Source organism: Amycolatopsis ultiminotia (assembly GCF_039536925.1).
Classification (GTDB): Bacteria; Actinomycetota; Actinomycetes; order Mycobacteriales; family Pseudonocardiaceae; genus Amycolatopsis; species Amycolatopsis ultiminotia.
Map to the genome: position 1 here is coordinate 1 of NZ_BAAAZN010000022.1, position 20,718 is coordinate 20,718.

General features: G+C 69.8%; 21 protein-coding genes. 10 read left to right on the top strand and 11 right to left on the bottom strand.

All coding sequences use genetic code 11. The features are described 5' to 3' along the window. The 4 genes from ABD793_RS35560 to ABD793_RS35575 all read left to right on the top strand — a co-directional run. The coding region (locus ABD793_RS35560) for a (2Fe-2S)-binding protein (protein ID WP_344867777.1) at positions 1-331 on the top strand (331 nt) is incomplete at its 5' end. Beyond that, the gene (locus ABD793_RS35565; protein ID WP_344867778.1) at positions 328-1,668 is read left to right on the top strand and encodes an 8-oxoguanine deaminase; all 1,341 of its coding nucleotides are present in this window, start codon (positions 328-330) and stop codon (positions 1,666-1,668) included. The genes ABD793_RS35560 and ABD793_RS35565, both read left to right, overlap by 4 nt. Next, positions 1,665-3,929 (top strand): xanthine dehydrogenase subunit D, encoded by a 2,265-nt coding sequence (pucD, locus tag ABD793_RS35570; protein WP_344867780.1) that lies wholly within the window; start codon positions 1,665-1,667, stop codon positions 3,927-3,929. Before ABD793_RS35565 ends, pucD begins: the two co-directional genes overlap by 4 nt. Positions 3,930-4,012: 83 nt before the next feature. Beyond that, a complete protein-coding gene (locus ABD793_RS35575; protein WP_344867781.1) occupies positions 4,013-4,849 on the top strand; it encodes a TIGR03620 family F420-dependent LLM class oxidoreductase in 837 nt (278 codons plus the stop codon). 153 nt (positions 4,850-5,002) lie between these two features. On the opposite strand, the gene ABD793_RS35580 is transcribed toward ABD793_RS35575, so the two are convergent. From ABD793_RS35580 to ABD793_RS35605, 6 genes are all read right to left on the bottom strand, one after another. Then, on the bottom strand, positions 5,003-5,605 hold the full coding sequence (locus tag ABD793_RS35580) for a TetR/AcrR family transcriptional regulator (protein WP_344867782.1): 603 nt from the start codon (positions 5,603-5,605) through the stop codon (positions 5,003-5,005). Then, positions 5,602-6,945 carry a nucleobase:cation symporter-2 family protein gene (locus tag ABD793_RS35585; protein ID WP_344867783.1) on the bottom strand — a complete coding sequence of 448 codons (1,344 nt, stop codon included), beginning with the start codon at positions 6,943-6,945 and terminating at the stop codon, positions 5,602-5,604. Before ABD793_RS35585 ends, ABD793_RS35580 begins: the two co-directional genes overlap by 4 nt. 25 nt (positions 6,946-6,970) lie before the next feature. Continuing rightward, positions 6,971-7,861 carry a factor-independent urate hydroxylase gene (gene pucL, locus ABD793_RS35590; RefSeq protein WP_344867784.1) on the bottom strand — a complete coding sequence of 297 codons (891 nt, stop codon included), beginning with the start codon at positions 7,859-7,861 and terminating at the stop codon, positions 6,971-6,973. A 12-nt stretch (positions 7,862-7,873) separates the two neighbouring features. Further along, positions 7,874-8,188 carry a hydroxyisourate hydrolase gene (gene uraH / locus ABD793_RS35595; RefSeq protein ID WP_344867786.1) on the bottom strand — a complete coding sequence of 105 codons (315 nt, stop codon included), beginning with the start codon at positions 8,186-8,188 and terminating at the stop codon, positions 7,874-7,876. Continuing rightward, complete coding sequence (gene uraD / locus ABD793_RS35600; RefSeq protein ID WP_344867788.1) at positions 8,185-8,670, bottom strand: 2-oxo-4-hydroxy-4-carboxy-5-ureidoimidazoline decarboxylase; 486 nt, start codon at positions 8,668-8,670, stop codon at positions 8,185-8,187. Before uraD ends, uraH begins: the two co-directional genes overlap by 4 nt. 87 nt (positions 8,671-8,757) lie before the next feature. Further along, complete coding sequence (locus ABD793_RS35605) at positions 8,758-9,234, bottom strand: helix-turn-helix domain-containing protein (protein ID WP_344867790.1); 477 nt, start codon at positions 9,232-9,234, stop codon at positions 8,758-8,760. Positions 9,235-9,369: 135 nt separating this feature from the next. On the opposite strand from ABD793_RS35605, the gene allB reads away from it, so the two are divergent. Together allB and alc are read left to right on the top strand one after the other, a co-directional pair. Beyond that, positions 9,370-10,719 (top strand): allantoinase AllB, encoded by a 1,350-nt coding sequence (allB, locus tag ABD793_RS35610; protein ID WP_344867792.1) that lies wholly within the window; start codon positions 9,370-9,372, stop codon positions 10,717-10,719. Between the two features lie 2 nt (positions 10,720-10,721). After that, positions 10,722-11,738 (top strand): allantoicase, encoded by a 1,017-nt coding sequence (gene alc / locus ABD793_RS35615; RefSeq protein ID WP_344867793.1) that lies wholly within the window; start codon positions 10,722-10,724, stop codon positions 11,736-11,738. 78 nt (positions 11,739-11,816) lie between these two features. Here alc and ABD793_RS35620 read toward each other — a convergent pair whose 3' ends face one another. Then, positions 11,817-11,993: a hypothetical protein gene (locus tag ABD793_RS35620; RefSeq protein WP_344867794.1), complete on the bottom strand. Its 177-nt coding sequence runs from the start codon at positions 11,991-11,993 to the stop codon at positions 11,817-11,819. Positions 11,994-12,070: 77 nt separating this feature from the next. Here ABD793_RS35620 and ABD793_RS35625 point away from each other — a divergent pair, with 77 nt between their 5' ends. Genes ABD793_RS35625 through ABD793_RS35635 form a run of 3 tightly spaced genes read left to right on the top strand, consistent with a single transcriptional unit; the run spans position 12,071 to position 13,387 of the window. After that, positions 12,071-12,235, top strand: coding sequence for a CopG family transcriptional regulator (locus ABD793_RS35625; RefSeq protein ID WP_344867795.1), 165 nt, complete (start codon positions 12,071-12,073; stop codon positions 12,233-12,235). Position 12,236: 1 nt separating this feature from the next. Then, the gene (locus ABD793_RS35630) at positions 12,237-12,566 is read left to right on the top strand and encodes a VOC family protein (RefSeq protein WP_344867797.1); all 330 of its coding nucleotides are present in this window, start codon (positions 12,237-12,239) and stop codon (positions 12,564-12,566) included. After that, positions 12,563-13,387, top strand: a complete 825-nt coding sequence (locus tag ABD793_RS35635) for a class I SAM-dependent methyltransferase (RefSeq protein ID WP_344867799.1) — start codon at positions 12,563-12,565, stop codon at positions 13,385-13,387. The genes ABD793_RS35630 and ABD793_RS35635 overlap by 4 nt, the downstream gene beginning before the upstream one ends. A 17-nt stretch (positions 13,388-13,404) precedes the next feature. Here the strand turns inward: ABD793_RS35635 and ABD793_RS35640 are convergent, their stop codons facing one another. Further along, entirely contained in the window at positions 13,405-13,881 is a 477-nt protein-coding gene (locus ABD793_RS35640; RefSeq protein WP_344867800.1) for a CoA-binding protein, read from the bottom strand. Beyond that, on the bottom strand, positions 13,878-15,164 hold the full coding sequence (locus tag ABD793_RS35645; protein ID WP_344867801.1) for an O-acetylhomoserine aminocarboxypropyltransferase/cysteine synthase family protein: 1,287 nt from the start codon (positions 15,162-15,164) through the stop codon (positions 13,878-13,880). The genes ABD793_RS35640 and ABD793_RS35645 overlap by 4 nt, the downstream gene beginning before the upstream one ends. Before the next feature lie 171 nt (positions 15,165-15,335). Between ABD793_RS35645 and ABD793_RS35650 the strand changes: the two genes are divergently transcribed. Next, positions 15,336-18,605, top strand: a complete 3,270-nt coding sequence (locus tag ABD793_RS35650) for an AAA domain-containing protein (protein WP_344867802.1) — start codon at positions 15,336-15,338, stop codon at positions 18,603-18,605. Positions 18,606-18,827: 222 nt separating this feature from the next. Here the strand turns inward: ABD793_RS35650 and ABD793_RS35655 are convergent. Together ABD793_RS35655 and ABD793_RS35660 are read right to left on the bottom strand one after the other, a co-directional pair. After that, positions 18,828-19,648 (bottom strand): IS5 family transposase gene (locus ABD793_RS35655; protein ID WP_425548828.1). Its coding sequence is split into 2 segments (ribosomal slippage): positions 18,828-19,288 and positions 19,288-19,648, totalling 822 coding nucleotides; the frame shifts between segments, so codons are not numbered across the junction. 182 nt (positions 19,649-19,830) lie between these two features. Beyond that, positions 19,831-20,682: a putative RNA methyltransferase gene (locus ABD793_RS35660; RefSeq protein WP_344867804.1), complete on the bottom strand. Its 852-nt coding sequence runs from the start codon at positions 20,680-20,682 to the stop codon at positions 19,831-19,833. Between the last annotated feature and the right edge of the window lie 36 nt (positions 20,683-20,718).

A 20,718-nucleotide genomic window follows, 5' to 3' on the forward strand; every position in this document is an offset into this window, starting at 1 on the left:
TTCGTGCACGGTGTATCTCGATGGTGTGCCGGTGTGTTCGTGTCTGGTTGCGGCGGGGCAGGCGGAGGGTCGTGTGGTACGTACCGTGGAAGGTCTTGCCGACGGTGACCGGCTCGACCCGGTACAGCAGTCCTTCGTGGACGCCGGGGCAGTGCAGTGCGGGTTCTGCACCCCCGGTCTCGTCGTTGCCGCGCACGACCTGCTCAGCCGGGTGGATCGGCCCAGCGACGCGGAGATCCGCGAGGCGCTGGCCGGAAACCTCTGCCGGTGCACGGGATACGAGAAGATCCTGGACGCCGTGCGGATGGCCGCCAACGGCGGCGTCGCATGAGGACGGTTCTCCAGAACGCCGCGATCGCCACGGTGAGCGGTCCGGAATACCGCAGCGGGCACGTGCTGATCGAGAACGACCGCATCGCCGCGGTGGGCGAGGGTGCGTTCACCGGGGAGGCCGACGAACGGGTGGACGCGGCAGGCTGCCTCGTCACGCCGGGCCTGGTGAACACCCACCACCACCTCTACCAGTGGGCCACCCGCGGGCTCGCCGCCGATCACACCCTGTTCGAGTGGCTCGTGTCGCTGTACCCGGTGTGGGCACGGCTGGACGCGGAGAGCACGCACGCCGCGGGCGCCGCGGGGATGGCGCGGCTGGCGCTGACCGGTTGCACGACGGTGGCCGATCACCACTACGTGTTCCCGGCCGACGGCGGGGACCAGGTGGCGGCGCTGGTTGCCGCGCGGCAGCGGATCGGGGTCCGGCTGCACCTCGTGCGCGGTTCGATGGACCGCGGTGCGTCCGACGGCGGGCTTCCGCCGGACCGGCTCGTGGAGAGCACCGAGGACGCGCTGCTCGGCACCGAAGCCGCGATCGACCGCTTCCACGACGGCGATCCCGGTGCGCACCTGCAGATCGCGGCCGGCCCGTGCTCGCCGTTCACGGTCACCGAGCGGCTGATGACCGGTGCCGCGGAACTGGCCCGGCGCAAGGGGGTCCGGCTGCACACGCACCTCGCCGAGACGCTGGACGAGGAACGCCAGTGCCTGGCCGAGACCGGCAGCACGCCCGCCGAGTACGCAGACAAGCTGGGCTGGCTCGGCGCGGACGTGTGGCTGGCGCACACCGTGCACCTCGCCTCGGACGCAGTGCGTCGCTTCGGCGCCACCGGCACCGGTTCCGCGCACTGTCCGACGTCGAACGGCCGGTTGGGCAGCGGGATCGCGCCGGTGCGTGACCTGCTCGACGCGGGTGCGCCGGTGGGGCTGGGGGCCGACGGCGCGGCGTCCAGCGAGTCCGGCGGGCTCGGCGAGGAGCTGCACCAGGCGTTGCTGCAGGCCCGGCAACGCGGCGGGCCCACGGCACTCACCACCAGGGAAGCGCTGTGGCTCGGCACGATGGGCGGTGCACGCTGCCTCGGCCGAGAGCGCGACCTGGGGTCGCTGGAGGCAGGCAAGCTCGCGGATCTGGCGGTGTGGGACCTGTCCGGGCTGAACCACGCGGGCATCGACGACCCGGTGGCAGCGCTCGTGCTGGCCGCGACACCGCCGTTGTTCCGGCTCTTCGTCGGCGGGAAGACGGTGGTGGAGCGGGGCCGGCTGAAAGAGGCGGACGAGTCTGCGATCGCCCGCGAGCTGGCGGACGCGAGCGCGCGGCTTCGGGAGGACCGATGACGACGACGGAACGGGCGACGGGCACCGCGAACGGCATCGGCGCGAACGCGGCCCGGCCGGACGGCACGGTGAAGGTGCGCGGCGAATTCGCGTACGCCTCGGACCTGTGGCACGAGGGCATGCTGTGGGGCCTCACGCTGCGCAGCCCGCACCCGTACGCGCGCATCGCCGGCATCGACCTCACCGAAGCGCTGAAGGTGCCGGGTGTGCACGCGGTGCTGACCCACGAGGACGTGCCGGGCTTGAACCGCTACGGCCTGGAGCATGCCGACCAGCCGGTCCTTGCCGACGAAGTCGTGCGCTACCAAGGTGAACCGGTCGCGCTCGTGGCCGCTGACCATCCGGAGACCGCGAGGCGTGCGGTGAAACGGATCAAGGTGAACTACGAGGAACTGACACCGGTCACCGATTCCGAAGCGGCCGTCGCCGGCGAAGGTGCCGAGCTGCACTCCGGAGGCAATGTGGTGCGCCACGTGCCGATCCGGCGTGGCTCGGCCGAGGTGGCGGCGGACGTCGTGGTGTCCGGGGTGTACGAGGTCGGTATGCAGGACCAGGCCTTCCTCGGTCCGGAATCCGGGCTCGCGGTGCCGGACACGGTGGGCGGCGTCGATCTGTACGTGGCGACGCAGTGGCTGCACGTCGACCAGCAGCAGATCGTGGCTGCACTGGGGCTTCCGGTGGAGAAGGTGCGGCTCACCCTGGGCGGGGTCGGCGGTGCGTTCGGCGGCCGGGAAGACTTGTCGATGCAGGTGCACGCCTGCCTGCTGGCGTTGCACACCGGCAAGCCGGTGAAGATGGTCTATCACCGCGAGGAATCCTTCTACGGCCACGTGCACCGGCATCCCGCGAAGATGTACTACGAACACGGCGCCACCCGTGCCGGCCGGCTGGTGTACGTCCGTGCGCGAATCTTCCTCGACGGCGGCGCCTATGCCTCGTCCACCGGTGCCGTGGTGGCGAACGCCGCCACGCTCGGTGTCGGTCCGTACACAGTGGACAACGTGTCGGTGGATTGCTGGGGCACCTACACGAACAATCCGCCGTGCGGGGCGATGCGCGGTTTCGGTGCGGTACAGGCGGCTTTCGGTTACGAGTCGCAAATGGACAAACTGGCCGAGGCGTGCGGTCTCGATCCGGTGGAGATCCGGATACGCAACGCGATGCGCGAGGGCTCGGTCATGCCGACCGGTCAGCTCGTGGATTCCGCGGCGCCGGTCGTCGAGCTGCTGGAGCGCGTGCGGGACAAGCCGTTGCCCGCGGAACGGGGCACTGATCTGCGGGATCTGCCGGGTGGCATCTCCAACACCACGCATGGCGAGGGCGTGCTGCGCGGGGTCGGTTATGCGGTGGGAATCAAGAACATCTGCTTCTCCGAAGGTTTCGACGACTACTCGACGGCCCGCGTGCGGCTGCAGGCGGTCGGTGGTGAGGCGGCCGCCACGGTGCAGACTGCTGCCTGCGAGGTCGGCCAGGGCCTGGTCACGGTGCTGCAGCAGATCGTGCGCACCGAGCTGGGCGTGGAGCAGGTGACGGTGCTGCCGATGGACACCTCGATCGGCAACGGCGGATCCACCTCGGCGTCCCGGCAGACCTACGTCACCGGGGGAGCGGTGCGCGCAGCGTGCGCCTTGGTCCGGGCGCGGTTGCTGGACCATGCCGCGCTGGCGCCCCAGACCCGGCTGACCGGCGGGAAACTGCTGTCCACCGGTGGCGAGGTCGTCGCGGACCTGCTTTCGGTGCTGGGGGAGAAGCAGTTCGACGAGACGGCGGAATGGCGGCACCGGCCGACCGCCACGCTGGACCCGGAGACCGGTCAGGGCGACGCCCACGTGCAGTACGGCTTCGCTGCGCACCGCGCGGTGGTCGACGTGGACGTGGAGCTGGGCTTGGTGAAGGTGGTGCAGCTGGACTGTGCGCAGGACGTGGGCAAGGCGATGAACCCGCAGGCGGTGCTCGGTCAGATCCAGGGTGGTTCGGCGCAGGGCCTCGGCCTGGCGGTGATGGAGGAAATCCAGGTGGTGGACGGGAAAGTACGCAATCCGTCGTTCACCGACTACCTGATCCCGACCGTGCTGGACATGCCCCCGATGTCGATCGACGTGCTGGAACGCCCCGATCCGCATGCCCCGTACGGTCTGCGCGGCGTCGGCGAGCCACCCACGATCTCCTCGACCCCGGCGATCGTGGCCGCGATCCGCGCGGCGACCGGGCTGGCGTTGTCCCGGGTGCCGGTGCGTCCGGAGCACCTCACCGGAACCTGAGAGCGGCAACGATCACGATGGCTGATCGTTGCGCGTGGTCTTTGCCCCTGGTGCCCCGCGGCGTGCCGTGCTGGACTCGTCGCATGAGCATCGAACCGGGTTTGCTCGGCGCACACCTGCGTGAGCACGAAGTGAGTCCCGAAAAGGCTGTGCAGGTGGAGAAAGCCGGCTACGGCACGCTGTGGCTGGACGCTTCACCACCGGCCGATCTCGCCCTCGCGGAGCAACTGCTCGACGCCACCACCGAGCTGGTCGTGGCAACGAGCGTGGTGAACGTGTGGACTGCCGAAGCGAACGCCGTCGCCGCCTCCTACCACCGGATCGTGGCCAGGTATCCCGATCGGTTCCTCCTCGGCGTGGGGATCGGGCATCGCGAGGTGCACACCGAATACGCCTCGCCCTACCAGACGCTCGCCGCCTACGTGGACGAGCTGACCGCGGCCGGTGTGCCGTCCGACCGGGTGGTACTGGCCGCGCTCGGCCCGAGGATGCTGCGGCTGGCGAGAGACCGCACTGCCGGGTCCGTCCCGTGCATGGTCACGCCCGAGCACACCCGGCGGGCCAGAGCGATTCTCGGCGCGGGCAAACTGCTGCTGCCCGGCCACTTCGCGATACCGGAACCGGACGCGGCGCGGGCCCGCGAGATCGCCCGGTCCGCACCCGTCGGAACCGGTCTGCAGGTCGCCAACTACGCGAGCAACCTGCGCCGGCTCGGCTTCACCGACCACGACCTCGCCGATTCCGGCAGCGACCGCCTCATCGACGCGCTCGTACTGCACGGTGCCCCCACCACGGTGGCGGCGGGCATCGTCGCGCACCTGGACGCCGGCGCGGACCACGTCGGCATCTACCCGCTGGGAGACGATCCGATCGACACCCTCCGCGGCGTCGCCGAAGCGGTACAGACCGTCCGGGCGTAACGGCGGCGGGGCGGCCAGGCTGGCTGCACCCCGACAACGGGCTACGACTACCAGACCTGCCGCAACACGGTCCGACGACGGGCCGGCACCTGTCCACCGCCACGCGAGCAAACTGGATGTACTGACCCACAGCAACCCCGAATGGGAGTCGGTCTAAGCAGCCTGCTTCTTCCCGTCCTGGCCGAGTTCTGCCAGCAGCCGGCGGGCGACGTCCACCACGGAGGCGCCCGCGACGGCCATCGGTTCTGTCGAGCGCATCGAACGGGACAGGACGAACGCGCCCTCCAGGCTGTTGATCAGCGAGATGGTGAGGGTGCGCGCGGCCTCCGGGGGAAGGCCGAAGATCGCGAGTTTCTCGGTGCCCGCGTCGATCCAGGCGGTGAACACGTCGGCGGTCGCCTTGCGCAGCACCTCGTTCGTGGTCGCCACTTCGAGCGCGACGGTCGCGATCGGGCAGCCCTCGACGTAGTCGGTCTCCAGCAGCACGTTCACGCCTGCCGCGAAATACGCCTCGATCCCGCTGATCAGGTCCGGGGCCGGGGTGAGGAACAGGTCGACGAGCTGGAGGTACTCCATACCCGAGGTGCGCAAGACCTGCTCGCCCAGCTGTTCCTTGCCGCCGGGGAAGAAGTGGTACAGCGAGCCGAACGGGGCGCCGGCCTTTTCCACGATCTGCTTCACGCCCGTGCCGCTGTAGCCGCCGTGGCGGAACAGTTCGGAGCCGGCAGCGAGGATGCGGTCCTTGGTTCCTGTCACGACACCGAGGATAGCTCTTTCGTGGTAGAGCGTTCTATCAAACGAGGTCCGAACACCAGATTCAGCACCACCGCGGTGACACAGCCCGCGCTGATCCCCGAGTTGAGTACGACCTGCAGTGCCGCCGGGAACTCCGAGTAGAAGCCGGGCATCGCGATCGGGATCAGCCCGACGCCGAGTGCCGCGGCGACCGTCGCGACGTTCGCCGGATGCTCGAACGACGCCTTCGCCAAGGTCCGCACGCCGCTCACCGCGACGCTGCCGAACAGCACCAGCCCGGCGCCGCCGAGCACCGGCTGCGGTACCAGCGCGATGATCCCGCCGGTGATCGGGAACGCGCCCAGCAGCACGAGCACCACCCCGCTCGCCGCCACCACGTAGCGGCTGTACATCCGGGTGAGCCCGACCAGCCCGATGTTCTGGGCGAACGCCGTACAGGCGAAGCCGCCGAAGACAGTGCCGACCGCGGTGGCCAGACCGTCTGCGCGCAGTCCGTCGGCCAGCGTGCGGCTGGTGGTCGGGCGGCCGACGATCTCACCGAGGGCCAGCAGGTCGGCGGTGCTTTCGGCCATGATCACGAGCATCACGATGAACATCGAGACGATTGCGGCCAGGTCGAACTGCGGGGTGCCGAAGTGGAACGGCGACGCAATGCCGAACACCGGGGCCTGCCGCAGGGTCGACGAGTCGACCTGGCCCATCGGCCACGCCACGAGCGTGCCGGTGATCAGCCCGAGCAGCAGCGCGATCCGGCTCCAGAACCCGCGCAGGAACCGGGTGAACACCAGCACTGCGACGAGCGTGACGCCGGCGAGCAGCAGACCGGACGGCCGGGCCGCCTGCCGCTGCGCGGAAATCCACTGCACGGCCACCGGAAGCAGCGAGATCCCGATGAGCGTGATGACGGTCCCGGTCACCACCGGCGGGAAGAATCGGGTGAGTCTGGAAAAGAACGGCGCGGCCAGCACCACGAACACGCCGCCGGCCAGCGTCGCACCGTAGACCACGCCCAGCGCGTTGCCGGAGTGGTGCTGGGCCGCGATGGACAGGATCGGCGCGACAGCCGCGAACGTGACGCCGTTGACCAGCGGCAGCCGGGCGCCGAACCGCCAGAACCCGAGGGTCTGCAGCAGGGTGGCCAGTCCCGCGGTGAACAGTGCGGCGCTGATCAGCAGCGCCAGCTGTCCCGGGGCGAGCCCGACCGCGGCGCCGATCACCAGTGGCGGGGCGACCACGCCCGCGTACATGGCCGCGACATGCTGTATTCCGCCGAGCACGAGCTGCGGCAGCGGGGGAGCTGCGTCGACGGGATGCGGAGCGGGTCGTTGCTTTGCTGACATGCGCTCTCCCGGTGGGGACTCGGGGCTAGAGCACGGCGTCGGTCCAGGCCGGGCCGGGCTCTTCGGCTTCGTCACGGACCGCAGAGCCTTCGATGAGGCCGTACGGGCGGTCCGCGGCGTAGAACACCTCATTGTGGTTTTCGAGGCCGAACGGGCTCAGATCGACGAGGAAGTGGTGTTTGTTCGGCAGGGACAGCCGAACCTCGGCGACCTCCGGCCGTGCCCGCAGCACGGCTTCGCCCATCGCATACAGGGTCTGCTGCAACGAAAGGCTGTGCTTGGTGGCGAACGTCTCCAGCATCGTCGCCTTGATCTCGCGGTGGCTCTTCGCCCAGTCGATCCCGCTGTCGCCCTGATAACGCCACCGCGCGGTGACGGCGGTGGCGAGAATGCGGTCGTCGGTTTCGGCGAGGGTGGTGTACTCGTCGCGGGGGAAGCCGTGGAACTCCGAACCCGCGGACTTCAGCACCACCAGGCCGTCCACACCGGACACCACCCACGCGCGGTCCGCCTGTACGGTCACGGTGGTGGTGCGGCGTTCGTCGCCGGAGCGGCTGAACGCGTGGTCGTGCGGGACGCCGTCCACCGGGATGCGGTCCCAGCCGTGCTCGGCGATCGTGATCCGCGCGCTGGTGATCTTTTCCTGCGTGCGCACGAAATGCCGGCCAAGACGTAGTGCGAAGTCTTCGATCTCGCCCACGTCTTGTCGTTTGGCGAAGGCGTACACGGTGTTCTTCTGCGTGTCGGTGGCCAGCACCGCGGAGTTGTCGCCGGTGAGGTGGGTTTCGGTCAGGTCGCCGCGTAGTGCACTGGACACGGTGAGGTCGCGCAGGTGGTGCACCGCGCCTTCGCGGCGCACCGTGACGAGCCGGACCTCGGCCTTGCCGTATTGGTTGGGACCCAAGGAAATTCCCACGTCAGTTCCCTTTCAGCTGCCACGGTAGGTCGAGTAGGCGAACGGGCTCAGCAGGACCGGCACATGGTGGTGCGCGGTGCCGTCGGAAATCCGGAAGGCGATCGTCACCTCGGGGAAGAACGCCTCCGGGCCCAGGTGTGCGGCAGTGTCGAAGACGAGCCGGTAGCGGCCGGGTTCGAGGGTGTCCGGGCCGAGGTCGCGGATGCGGCCGTCGGCGTCGGTCACGCCTTGGGCGAGCAGGGTGGCTTCGTGTTCGAGCCGCACCGGGATGCCGGCGGCGGGCTTCCCGGCGGCGGTGTCGAGGACGTGGGTGGTCACCAGGCTCATACGGTCACCGCTTTCGTCAGGCGCAGCTGCGCGATCTTCGCCAGTTCGGCGCCTGCCACGTCCAGTTCGGACTGCGGATCGTTGGCCAGCCGCGCACGCAGGTTCGCCAGCAGTTCGGCACCGCTGCGGCCATCGGCGCACACCAGGAAAACGTGGCCGAAACGGGCTTCGTACTCGGCATTGGCAGCGGCGAACTCGTCTGCGTTGTCCACACCGGACTGTTCGGACCGCGACCACTCCGCCGCGGTGCCCGCGTTCCCCGGCCGTTCCCCGATCCTGGGGTGTGCGGCGATGGCTGCCTGGATTTCGTCCCGGCGCAGTGGCGTGGCGTTCTCGGCGGCCGCGCGGAGAGCGGCGAAATCGGGGTACGGGCGGCCGCTGAGCACGGCGTCGACCCAGCGGGGCACGGCAAGACAGGCCGCGAGCGCCGGCCGGATTTCGGCGGCTTCGGCGGAGTTGAACTCGGCGAGTGCGAGTGGCACGGGATCTCCTCGCGGCGGGGGAGCTGGGTGTTCCGCTGACCGTACGGCGGCGCTGCCCGGCCGTCAACATTTTGTTGAATGCCCTGGTCAGTCTGCTTCACGGTTGAGGTAGTTGTAGACGGTGAAGCGCGTGACGCCGAGCGTCTCGGCCACCGCGGACACCGATTTCCGCAGGTTGAAGGCGCCACGCTCACGCAACAGCCGTACCGCACGCTGTTTGCCGGGGCGGTCCAGTTCACCCAGTTTCGCGCCCAGTTCGCGTTCCACGTCGGCGATCAGCCGCGACAGTGCGCCGTTCAGCTCGGCCGGCGGGGCGGGCTCGGGTTCGTCGGTGCGGCGCAGCTGCAAGGTGACCCGGGTGGCGCCGCCTTCGAGCGCGGCCCGCGCGATGGCGGGCAGCGACTGCATCAGCTCGTCCGCGCTGCCCCTGGCGAGCGTGCCGAGCGGGCCGAAGTCGGTGTCGAGCCCGGCTTCGACCGCCGCGTCACGGGCGCGGACCGCGTGCTCCGGCGGGGCACCTTCGCCGCGGAACGGTTCGCTGGTGAACTCGGCTTCCAACTCCACCCGCTGACCGTAACGTGGAGGGCGCGGCGTTGACGAGCCGCGAACGGCGTGGTTAATCTCGTTTGGCGAAACTGTCCTTCCGTAACGTGAAATAACCGGGCGCCGCCGGTGCCCGGGTGAGGAGTGTGCGCCCAGATGGATCTCGTGGTGCGCGCCGCGCGTGCGGTGGTCATCAACGGCAATACGGCAGGCACGACCGGCGAAGGGCCGGTGACGCTCGGCGTCGAGGACGGCCGGATCGCCGTGGTGGAACCGGGAATCGTGGATCTGCCCGGCGATCGCGTGCTCGAACTCGGCGAGGACGAGGTGCTGCTGCCGGGACTCGTCGACACCCATGTGCACGTGAACGATCCGGGCCGCGCCGAATGGGAGGGCTTCGAGACGGCGACCCGTGCGGCCGCCGCCGGTGGCGTCACCACGATGGTGGACATGCCGCTCAACAGCCTGCCGCCGACCGTCGAAGTGGCCGCGCTGGAGGTCAAACGCCGGGCGGCGGCTGGCCGGGTGCACGTGGACGTGGGGTTCTGGGGCGGTGCGATCCCCGGTAACGAGACCGACCTGCGCGCACTGCACGACGCGGGCGTGTTCGGGTTCAAAAGCTTCCTGCTGCACTCCGGCGTCGACGAATTCCCGCCGCTGGATGCGGCCGGCCTGGAATCCGCGATGCGGGAGCTGGCCTCGTTCGGTGCGCAGATGATCGTGCACGCGGAGGATTCCGACGCGATCGACACCGCGCCGGATCCGCACGGCGAGCGGTACGCCGATTTCCTCTCCTCCCGTCCGCGCGGTGCCGAGAACCTGGCCATCACGCAGGTGATCGAGGCGGCGCGGCGCACCGGTGCCCGTGCGCACGTCCTGCATCTGTCCTCTTCGGACGCATTGCCGCTGATCGCGAGCGCGCGCCGCGAGGGCGTGGCGCTCTCGGTGGAGACCTGTCCGCATTACCTGAGCTTCGTGGCCGAGGAAATCCGCGACGGGGCCACACAGTTCAAGTGCTGTCCGCCGATCAGGGAGGCGGGCAACCGGGAACTGCTGTGGCAGGGCCTCGCCGACGGTGTGATCGACACGATCGTGAGCGACCATTCCCCGTGCACGCCGGAGCTGAAACGGTTCGACACCGGGGATTTCGGCCTGGCCTGGGGCGGTATTTCCAGCCTGCAGCTCGGGCTCCCGGCGATCTGGACCCAGGCGCGGGCTCGCGGATTCGCACTCGCCGACGTCGTGCGCTGGATGGCGCAGCGGCCGGCGGAGCAGGTCGGCATGACCCGCAAGGGACGTCTCGCGGTGGGCTGCGACGCGGACTTCTGCGTGTTCGCGCCGGACGAGGCGTTCGTGGTGGACGTCGCGAAGCTGGCGCACCGCAATCCGGTGAGTGCCTACGACCAGCGCCCGCTGGCCGGGGTCGTGCGCGGCACCTGGCTGCGCGGGGCACCGGTGACCGGCGACCAGCCATCCGGGCGGCTGCTGAAGAGAGGGAACTGCTAGCAATGGAGGAATCCGTGTCCGACCGTCCGGAGTGGACAGTCCAGCCCGACCTCGCCTCACGGCGCTTCGGCGGCACCGTCCTGTGGGCGACCGACGAACTGTTCGCGGAGAAGGAGAACCTGGTCAACCCGTGGCGGCCGGTGCACCAGGCGGAGACCTTCGGCCCGAAGGGGCAGGTCTACGACGGCTGGGAGACCCGGCGGCACCGCGAACCCGGCGACGACCACGCGATCCTGCGCCTCGGCCTCGGCGGCGTGGTCTCCGGCGTGGTGGTGGACACGGCGTTCTTCAAGGGCAACTACCCGCCGTTCGTGTCCGTGGCGGCCACCGCCGTGGCCGGCTACCCGGGCGCGGACGAGCTGCGGGAAGCCGAGTGGGAAGTGCTGGTGGACCACGAACCGGCAGCCGGTGACACGGAGAACTTCTATCGGGTCACGTCTTCGCGGCGCTACACGCACGTCCGGCTCACCCAGCATCCCGACGGCGGCGTGGCCCGGCTGCGCGTGCACGGTTCGCCGGTGCCCGATCCGGCGCTGCTGGACCTGCGGGCGCTCGACCTCGCGGCACTGGAGAACGGCGCGTACGTGACCGGGTGCAGCAACATGTTCTACTCGTCGCCGAACAACCTGTTCTCCCCGGGACTGGCCGCGCACCAGGCAGAGGGCTGGGAAACGTCCCGCCGCCGCGACGACGGCAACGACTGGGTCACCGTCCGGCTCGCGGGTGCGGGCATCGTGCGCTTCGCCGAACTGGACACGAGCAACCTCAAGGGCAACGCACCGGGCTGGGCTGCGGTGAGCGGCCGGTCCGGCGAGGGCGAGTGGGTGCCGCTGCTGCCCCGCACCCGGCTCCAGCCCGACACCCGCCACCGATTCGCGCTGGCGGCAGGCCCGGAGATCACCGAAGCCCGCCTGGACATCTACCCGGACGGCGGCATGGCCCGCCTGCGCCTGCACGGCGAACTGACCGGACCCGGCCGCGAAACCGTGACGGCGCGGTTCGCGGAGACCACAGGCTGATCGGTCCGGACCGCGGATTTCGCCCGCGACGTGTCGTACGTGCTGGTGTTCTTCGCCGGCTTGATGTTCGCGCCCGCGCTAGTTTCGCGCGCTCGGCCGGTTCAGATAGGCCGAGAACGACGAGAGCAGGCACGCGACCCCGACGATCGCGCTGACCCACCAGGGTCCTCCGATGACCAGGTTCCACACGAACGCGGCGGCCATGAGCACCGCGGCCACGATGTTCCGGATCTGGAGTGCGGAGGGTTTCGCCATACGGCCAGCTTCTCACGGCCCGCCCGGGTGACCTGCCGGGGCTTGTCCGCTCCTCGCTAGGTTGCTAGCATCCTAGGATGGCCGGGGAAGAGGTCAAACAGTTCAACGTGTACCTGCCGGTCGCGTTGATCAAGCAGGTCAAGTACCGGGCGGTGGAAACGGAGCAGTCGTTGTCCGCGCTGGTGACCGCGGCGTTGCGCGCTTATCTCGCGGACGCCGCCGAGGCAGGAAAGGACGAATGACGTGGGCGAAGGCATCACGGCCGTGTTCATGGAGACGCACAACTGGGGCAAGTCGGCGAAGTTCCTGCAGCGGCTGGGCTTCGCGCTGGATTTCGAGACCGACCACAATTCCGGGCAGCTGAGCCCTCCGGCGGGTCCGCCGGTGTTCGTCGCCGAGGTGCCCGGGGACCAGGAGCCGAAGGTCTCGCTGGTGGTCGCGGTGCCGGACGAAGCCGGCGTCGATCCCGAACTCGACGTGGTCACGCCGTTCGAGGACACCCATTACGGCACACGGGAGATGACCGTCCGCGATCCGGATGGGCGCGCCTGGGTGCTGCGGGCGGCGTCGTGACCGAGCCGGATCACACCGCGGTGCGGGTGGCGCTCTGGCGGGCGCTGCACCTGCTCGTCGACGCGCCGCCGCACGTGCTCAGCGACGAGATCGGCCTGCGGATGGCCGACCCCGGCGAAGACTGGCGCGCCCGGCCGGACATGGATGTGGCGGCCACCGCGCGGGTCCGGGCGAGCATCGTCGTGCGCACCCGTTTCGTGGAGGACCTGGTGGCTGCGGCCGGGGGCACGCAGTACGTGCTGCTGGGTGCCGGACTGGACACGTTCGCGCAGCGGGAGGAGGACACGGCGGTGCGGGTCTTCGAGATCGACCGGCCGGGCACCCAGGAGTGGAAACGGGCGCGGCTGGCGCAACTCGGCCTGCCGTTGCCGTACCGGTTCGTGCCGGTGGACTTCGAAGCCGGCCAACAGTGGCCGGAACGGTTGGTGGCGGCCGGATTCGATCCCGAGCGCCCGGCGGTGGTCGCGTCCACCGGGGTGAGCATGTACCTCACCCGCGAAGCGAACGCGGCGACGCTGCGCGCCTTGTCCACGTTCGCCCCCGGCACCGTGGTGGCCATGACCTTCCAGACCCCGCTGGACTCGCTGACCGGGGAAGACCGCGCGGCGCGCACGGCCGCGGTCGAAGGTGCGAAGGCGGGCGGCACCCCGTTCATCAGCTTTTTCGCACCGGAGGAAATGCTGGCTCTCGCGCGAGAGTGCGGATTCTCCGACGTCCGGCACGTGAGCGCGGACGAGCTGAACCGGCGTTACTTCGCCGGCCGCCCGGACGGGTTGGGCACGTCGAACGGGGAGGAATTCCTCGTCGCGACGGCCGGGTAGCGGAACGGGCGTGCCGGTCAGGGTGCGCTCTGCCGCCGTGAGCTGATCACGCCGGTGTTGAACCCGGCCAGGTGCAGTCCGCCGGCGAACCGGGCGTGCTCGATCTTCACACAGCGGTTCATCACCGCGTCCAGTCCCGCGGCGCGGGCCCGGTCGGCAACCGGCTCGTGCCACAGGCCGAGCTGCAGCCACAGGGTGCGGGCGCCGGCTTCGACGACCTCTTCGGCCACCTCCGGGAGGTCGTCGTGCTTGCGGAACACGCTGACCAGATCGAGCTGACCGGGTACGTCCTTGAGCGTCGGGTACACCGGTTTGCCGAGCAGGGTGTCCAGGCGCGGGTTGACGAAGTTCACCTCGTACCGGGTCGAGGACAGCAGGTAGGTCGCCACGAAGAAGCTCGGGCGCGCCGGGTTCGCGGAGGCACCCACCACGGTCACCGACTTCGTCCGGCCCAGGATGCGCCGCCGGTCGACGGCGCCGACGTCGTAGCTCACGCGGTCACCGCCTTGTCCAGTGCCTGGTCCAGATCCCACAACAGGTCCTCGGCATCCTCCAGGCCCACCGACAGCCGGATCAGGTCCGGGCCGACGCCCGCCGCGGCCAGCTGGTCTTCGGACAGCTGCGCGTGCGTGGTCGACGCCGGGTGGATCACCAGCGTCCGTGCGTCCCCGACGTTCGCCAGGTGGGACAGCAGCTCCACCGATTCCACGAACTTCTCACCCGCCGCGCGGCCGCCCTTGACGCCGAACGAGAACACCGCACCCGGGCCGCCGGGCAGGTACCGCGCGGCCAGGTCCCGGTGCGGATGGCCGGGCAGCCCCGCGTAGGAGACCCAGGCGACGCGTGGGTCGGCGTCGAGGTACTCGGCGACCGTGCGTGCGTTGGCCACGTGTGCGTCCATGCGTTGCGGCAGCGTCTCCACGCCCTGCAGCAACAGGAACGCCGAATGCGGTGAGAGGACCGCGCCGATGTCGCGCAGCTGCTCGGCGCGCAGCCGGGTGCAGAACGCGTATTCGCCGAAGTTCTCCCAGTACTTGAGGCCGCCGTAGCTGTCGACGGTCTCGGTCATCCGCGGGAAGTTGCCGTTGCCCCAGTCGAAGGTGCCCGATTCCACGACCACGCCGCCGAGCGTGGTGCCGTGCCCGCCGAGGAACTTCGTCGCCGAGTGCAGGACGATGTCCGCGCCGTGCTCGATCGGCCGGCACAGGTACGGCGTGGCCAGGGTCGCGTCGACCACCAGCGGAATGCCGTGCGAACGCGCCAGATCGGCCAGTCCGGCCAGATCCGCGATGTCCCCGCTCGGATTGCCGATGACCTCGGTGTAGATCAGCTTCGTCCGGTCGGTGACCGCTTTCGCGTAGTCCTGCACGTCGCCGTTGACGAACGTCGTCTCGACGCCGAAACGGGCGAGAGTGCCGGTGAGCTGGGTGACCGTGCCGCCGTACAGCCCGCTGGCCGACACGATGTGGTCGCCTGCTTCGACGAGCGCGGAGAAGGTGAGGAATTCCGCCGCCTGTCCGCTTGCCGTCGCGACGCCGCCGATGCCCCCTTCGAGACTGGCGATGCGTTCCTCGAACGCGGCCACCGTCGGGTTGCCGATCCGGCTGTAGATGTTGCCGTACTTCTGCAGCGCGAACAGGTTTGCCGCGTCTGTCGCGTCCTCGAACACGAAGCTGGTGGTCTGGTAGATCGGCACGGCCCGCGCGCCGGTGCTGGGGTCGGGCGTGCCCCCGGCGTGCAGGGCACGCGTGCGGAAGCCCCAGGTGCGTTCACTCATCGCGGGTCACGCTACCCACGGCCGGGCACCGTGGCCATGCCTCCCGGGATGTGGGGTTACCGCCCGACGGACAGTGGGCTTATCGCGACTGATCCGTTACTCTGCGTGGGGGCGATGCCGCCGAAGCTGCACTTTCGTGGGGCATCACGAGCCACCGGCAGGGGAGGCGGGTTGGCGGAGTGGAACGACGACGCGGCGCAAGCGTTCAGCGCACTGCTCGACGTGCGCCGGGACCGGGCCGGGCACAAGTGGGTCTTGCTCGGCAGCGCCGGCGACGACGTCGAGCACGGCTGGCTGAAGGTGGATCTGCGCGGACAGAAGGTCAACGCGGACAGCCTGACCGAACTGCACCTCGGCGGAGCCGAATCCCCGGAGGTGATGCTCAGTTACCCGGTTTCGGTTTCCCGCTTCGCCGACGAGATCCTGCACATCCGGAAACCGGACAACCTGCCCGACGAGGTGCGGCAGGTGTGGAACCGCCGTCCACCGCCGCGGTTCATCCTGACCGCTCTCCGCGACGGTCTGCGCGATCTGCGTGGGGAGACGCTGGCTGACGGTCTCGCGGCCGGGCGGCTGAGCCATTCGCAGTTGGCGCAGGTGGACCGTCCACCGGGTTTCCTCGACACGCAGTGGGAGGCGTACCGCGCGTGCTTCACCCCGGGCGTCCGCATGGTGTGGGGGCCGCCGGGCACGGGGAAGACCAGGGTGCTGGCGCGGGCCATCCAGGACCTCGTCGCGGCCGGTAAGCGGATCCTGCTCGTTTCGACCGCCAACATCGCCGTCGACAACGCACTTCTCGCGGTGGTGCGTGCGTTGCGGCCGGGGCCGGGCCTCGTGGTCCGGGCGGGGACTCCGCATCTGGACGAGCTCGCGCAGAACGAGAACGTCACTCTCGACCGGCTGATCGTGACGAAAACCGCCGAGGTGGACGAGGCACGGGAAGCGGTGGAGCGTCGGCTCGCAGACCTGGACGCGTCCGCCGCCGAAGCGATCGAGCTGGAAACGGCACTGCGCGATTTCGACCCGGTCGCGTACGACGAAGCGTTCCGACGCCGGGTCAACAGCAGGCGGATCATCGCGCTCGAGGAGGAAATCACCGCGCTCGAACGGGAAATCGCCCAGCCTGCCGAGCACGCCCGCCGTACCGCGGTCGATCTGGCGAACGCAGCGGAACAGTGGCGCCGCATCGAACCCGCGCGTGCGGCGCTGAGCCGGGCCAGTGCGGTCGAAGACGAGCGGGAAACGCTTCAGCACACCTTCGAGGAACTGCAGCGGAAAGCCGCCGAGGCGAAGGACGCTGCCGGCTACGCCACCGGTTTCCGGGAACGCCGGTCCACCCGCAAAGCGGCTGCCGAGGCAGGTCGACGAGCTGAAGAGTTCGATCGCCGGCACCGGACGCGGTGGGACGCACTCTCGGCGGAACTGACGTCACTCGGTCCGGTCATCGGGTCGCTGACCTGGAGCGCTGTGCGGCACCTCGGGGATCGGCTGGAGAATGCCCGGCAGGAAGACGAGCGTGCCCGGACCGCGCTGGCGCAGGTATCGGACCGGCTGGCGCAGCGTCGGCGCGAGGTTGCCGCGACCCGCCGCAGCGGGCTGCCCGGCGAACACGATCCGGGATTCCTCGACGACGTCGAAGGCCGAGGGCTGCCGGACAAGCACACCCGGCTGGTGCGTTTGCAGGCCACGCAAGAAGAACGCGAGCGCGAGCACGCCGCAGGCACGAAGCGGCACCGGGAGCTGATCGAGGAGGCACGCCGTCTCCGTACCGACGCACGCAACGAGCTTCTGGGTGAAGCGCAGGTCGTCGCGGCCACTCTGGCGCGGTCCCGTACCTATCCGGGTATTTCCCGGCAGGACTTCGATGTCGTGCTCGTCGACGAGGTGGGCGCGGCTTCGCTCGGCGAAGTGCTTCTCGCCGTTTCGTGGGCGAAAGACACCGCTGTGCTGCTCGGCGACTTCCTGCAGCTGGGGCCGGTGCAGAACGAGGACACCAAGCTGGTCGGCAGGGCCGACCGGCCGTCGGTCGACCGGTGGGTGAACACGGATGTCTTCTCGCACTGCGGAATCCGCCGTGGCAGGGACGCACATGCGGAAGCAGGCTGCGTCGCACTGCTGGACCAGTTCCGATTCGGACCGGGGCTGTGCGAGTTCGCGAACCGGGTGATCTACCGCGATCTCCGGCCCGGCTATCGGACGACCGGGGCCCGGCCACCGGAGGACACCGAGCTGATCCTGGTCGACACCGACGGGCTGGACGAGCTGGAGCGGTTGCGCAGCGAGGGCGGCAAGTGGTGGATGGCGGGGGCACTGCTGTCCCGCGCGCTGGCGGAATACCACGCCTCCTCCGGCGACAGCGACGAGAACGGCGTCGGGATCGTGACCCCCTACCGGCCGCAGGTCGACACGACGCTGGCGGTGCTGCGGGACAGCGGGGCACGCATCCCCGCTCCGGTCGGAACCGTGCACACGACTCAGGGACGCGAATTCGACACGGTGATCTTCGATCTGGTCGAACCGCAGCGCTCGATGCGTGACGACGGGGCAGCGGGCGGGTGGATGTTCCGGGCCGGCGAAGGGGCCGGCGCCTGGGAGTACGAAGGCCTCCGGCTGTTCGGCGTCGCGATCACCAGGGCGAAGCGGGCGCTCTACCTGATCGGCAGCTGGACGATGGCCACGCAGGCCGAGGACGGGCCGTTGGCCGTGGTGCGCGAGCTGGTGGAGGCACGCACGATCCGGCGGGTTCGCGGTCCGGTGGTCCTCGGTCTCGGCGACGAGGTGACCGACCGGCGTGCTCCGCTCCGCACCAGTCCGGTGGAGGACGAGATCAGGCAGCGCTTGCGGGGGCTGGTGCGGGTGGAGCACATCCACGACGAGATCGACTTCGACCGGGTGCTGCGCGACCGGCTGGACACGGCGAGCGAATCGGTGTGGATGTGGGCGCCGTGGATCGGCGTCGCAGGCCGGGATGTTCTTCCGAAGATCGCCGGGCTCGTGGCCCGGCAGGTGCCGGTGACCGTGTTCGCCCGCGACGACGACGCCATCCGTTCGGCCGAGGACAAGCAGGCACGGCTGGCCGCGCTCCGGGCCACCGGCGCCACCGTGGTGCAGGCCGAGGTGGAACACCGCAAGATCATCGTGGTGGACGACAACCTGGTGCTGGTCGGCAGTATGAACCCGCTCTCGCACACCTCCGGCCGTGAGGTGATGCTCGAACTGCGCGGACGCCAGTTCGCCACGCACTTTCTGAAAGCGTTGCGAGCACGGGATTTCGCCCGGGTCCCGCACTGCGAGCCCTGCGATCGCTCCTACACGCTGTGTCGGCACCAAGGCAAGAAACGCAGCCGCGGACCGTGGTACTGGCAGTGCAAGGGATGCCACGCCACGCTGGAGATCGACCACCGAACTGCCGGCGAGCGCGCCCGGTCGAAAAAGCGCTGAAAGACGCTCGTTCGACCGAAAAACGCCGCGGGATGTCTCCGGCGCCGAGGGCGCTGCGCCACCTGCTGTCGGACACGTACCGTGCTGTGGCCCAGGAGACGCCGCCTACGCCGTATGCGACAGCGGCCCGTTCGGTCCCGGCCTCGCCTGGGCGACCGCCACCACGGACGACGGCTGGGTTTGCCCGACCGCTGCAGACGCCCAAGCCCTCACCAAGGGGTCCTAACACAATGAGTTGATCTTGAGTCGCCGCCAACAGATGATGCTGCAGGCGATGCTGCGGAAGGCTTCATGGATGTCGTCGCGGATTTCCCAGCGGATGCGCAGCCGCCGGAACCAGTGCAGCAGAGCAAAGGCGTGTTCGACGACCCATCGGTGAACACCGAGTCCGGAACCGTGCTCGGTACCGCGGCGGGCGATGAAAGGCTGGATGCCTTTGGCTCGCACGAGCCTGCGGTACTTGTCGTGGTCGTAGGCGCGGTCGGCGTAGACCGCCTCCGGTCGGGATCGAGGTCGTCCGCGTTTGCCGCGCACCGCGGGGATGGCCTCGATCAACGGCATCAGCTGGGTGACATCGTTGCGGTTGCCGCCGGTCAGGGTGATGGCAAGCGGGACGCCACCACCGTCGGTGATCACATGGTGTTTGGAGCCGGTGCGGGCGCGATCGACCGGGCTCGGCCCGGTTGTGACGCCCCCTTTAACGCGCGGACATGCGAACCGTCCACCGCCGCCCGCGACCAGTCGATCACCCCAGCGGCATTCAGCTTGGCTAGCAGCAGTTCGTGCAGGCGCTGCCACACGTCGGCCTCCGTCCAGTCCCGCAACCGCCGCCAGCAGGTCATACCGGAGCCAAATCCCATCTCCTGCGGCAAGAACTCCCACGGAACGCCCGTGTACAGCACGAACAAGATGCCGCACAACGCCTTGCGGTCGTCCAGCCGCATACGCCCGGGATGCCGGAAGCGCCGCTCGACCTTGGGTAACAGAGGCTCGATCAGCGCCCACGGCTCGTCCTCGACCTCCCACGGCCTGCGCTGGGCCACACCAACCTCCTGCCAGCTGATCAACAACCAGCAAGATCACATCACAAGACCAGGATAATTCTGTTAGGACCGCTGAAGCCGGACGGCCGGTAGTCACCGACCTCCTCGCCGACGAGAACGCACCGCCGAGCCCGGCTGCCTCGTCCCGCCGAGCTGCCCGGACCTGTCGGCACAGCGCGTGGTCAGGCGTTCCTCCGCCACACGCTCACCGTCGCCGCCAGGGTGACTTCCCGGGCCGGTGCGGCGAGCAGCCGTTCGCGGCGGTCGTCGCGGTCGAGGTGGAAGCCCGCCGGGCCCATCGCGACCACGTCGTGCACCTGCCGGGCGGTGAACGGCGCGGTGTGCACCACTTCGGTGACCGATTCCCGGGTGAAGTGCGCACCGAGCGTCGCTTCGAGGCGGTGTTCCTTCCGCTCGTCGACGGTGAGCACCAGCTCACCCAGTTCCGCGAGGTGACCGGGCAGCGGTGCGGCCACGACGAGCGTCCCGCCGGGGGCCAGGACCCGGTGGAACTCGCCGGCGTTGCGTGGGGAAAAGACGTCCAGCACCACATCCGCGACACCGTCGGCCACCGGCCACGGTTCCCACAGGTTCCACACCACCGCGCCCAGCCGGGGATGTGCCCGCGCGGCGCGGCGGAGCGCGACCGCCGAGACGTCCAGCGCCAGCCCGACCGCCGACGGTGCCGCATCCAGCACCCGGGAAAGGTAGTAGCCCGGTCCGGCCCCGGCGTCCACGATCAGCCCGGTCGGCGTTCCGGCCGCCGCGGCGACGGCGTCCGCGAGGGGCGTGTAGGCACCGGAGGCGAGAAACGCCGAACGGGCCTCGACCATCGGCGTGGTGTCCGCCGTTCCGGCCGGGATGCGGGCGTGCAACAGGTTGACGTACCCCTGGCGGGCTACGTCGAACGAGTGGCGTTGCCGGCAACGCAGGGTGCGTCCGGCTCGCTCGACCGGGGAGCCGCACACCGAACAGCGCAACGCGTCCACGACCCGGGGTGGCTGTGCGTCATTTCCGGGTCCGGCCGAGGTCATGTCGCTATTCGACCACGACGTTTCGCAACCGGACAC